Source organism: Microbacterium sp. K35 (assembly GCF_004794375.1).
Lineage (GTDB): Bacteria > Actinomycetota > Actinomycetes > Actinomycetales > Microbacteriaceae > Microbacterium > Microbacterium sufflavum.
In genome coordinates this window covers 1-1,193 of record NZ_SSDM01000073.1, presented here as the reverse complement: position 1 = coordinate 1,193, position 1,193 = coordinate 1, and the positions used below count along the sequence as shown (strand labels likewise).

Sequence of the window (1,193 nt, the reverse complement as noted above, 5' to 3'; positions counted from 1 at the left end):
TGGTGGCCACCGGGCTCGACGCCGCCACGCTGCGGGTGCTCGCCCTCACGATCGCCGGACGGGTGCCGCCGGGCGAGGGTCGCCTGCGTGTGGCGGGGCACCTGCTCCCCGGTCGCGCCGCGTGGGTGCGTGCCCACGTCGGCTGCGTGCTCGTGGACGACCAGGACGCGACGGCCCCCGACCTCGCCGAGGCGCTGCGCGGACACACCGAGCTCGTGGTGCTCGACGGCATCGACCGCCTCGACGGCGCCGCCCGGGATCAGCTCGCGGCCCGACTGCGCGACACCGCGGCCCGCCGCCCCCTCGCCGTGTTCGCCACCGCGGTCGACGCGACCGCGGCGCGCTCCCTCCTCGCGGACGCCGGATGGTCGTCCGCCGACACCCTGGACCTCCGCGACCCGCACCGGGCCGCCGCCGACACCACCGAGGTGACCGCATGACCCTCCCCCTCGAGCGCGCGCGCTCCCGCAAGCCCATCACGTGGCTGACGATCCTCGGCGTGCTGCTGCTGCCCGCCGCGATCGGCGGCATCCTCATGGCCGCGCTGTACAACCCCACGGAGCGGCTGGAATCGATGACCGCCGCGATCGTGAACCTCGACGAGCCGGTCGAGATCGACGGGCAGGTCACCCCGCTCGGACGACAGCTCGCCTCCGGGCTGGTCGAGGGCTCCGACGACCTCGACTCGAACCTCACGTGGGTCATCTCGAACGAGGAGGATGCGGCCGACGGGCTCGCGGACGGCTCGTACCAGGCCGTCATCACGATCCCCGAGGACTTCTCGGCCGCCGCGACCTCGGGCGGGCAGGCCGTGGCGGACGGCGGCGGCGACGCGGAGCAGGCGACGATCCGCGTCACCACCCCCGACGACGGTCTCGTCGCCGACGACCTCATCACGAGCCAGATCGCGAACGTCGCCGCGTCGACCCTCGGCACCATGCTGTCGGAGGCCACCACCGAGAACATCCTCGTGGGCTTCACCACGATCGGCGACCAGATCGGCGACGCCGCCGACGGCGCACTCCAGCTCGCGACGGGCGCCCGCGACGCCGCCACCGGGGCGGCGGAGATCCCCGACGGCGCGACACAGCTCGCCTCCGGGGCTGCACAGCTCGGCACCGGCGCCTCCTCGCTCGCGTCGGGGCTCGACACGATCGCGGGCAAGACGCGCGAGGCCGCGGCCGGCGCGGGGC

General features: G+C 75.2%; 1 protein-coding gene and 1 pseudogene. Both read left to right on the top strand.

The genetic code is table 11. The annotated features are described in order from the left end of the window. Window positions 1-440: pseudogene (locus tag DW299_RS18795) on the top strand (MMPL family transporter); the annotation flags it as partial. Further along, the coding region (locus DW299_RS01955) for a YhgE/Pip domain-containing protein (protein ID WP_136035447.1) at window positions 437-1,193 on the top strand (757 nt) is incomplete at its 3' end. The pseudogene DW299_RS18795 and the gene DW299_RS01955, both read left to right, overlap by 4 nt.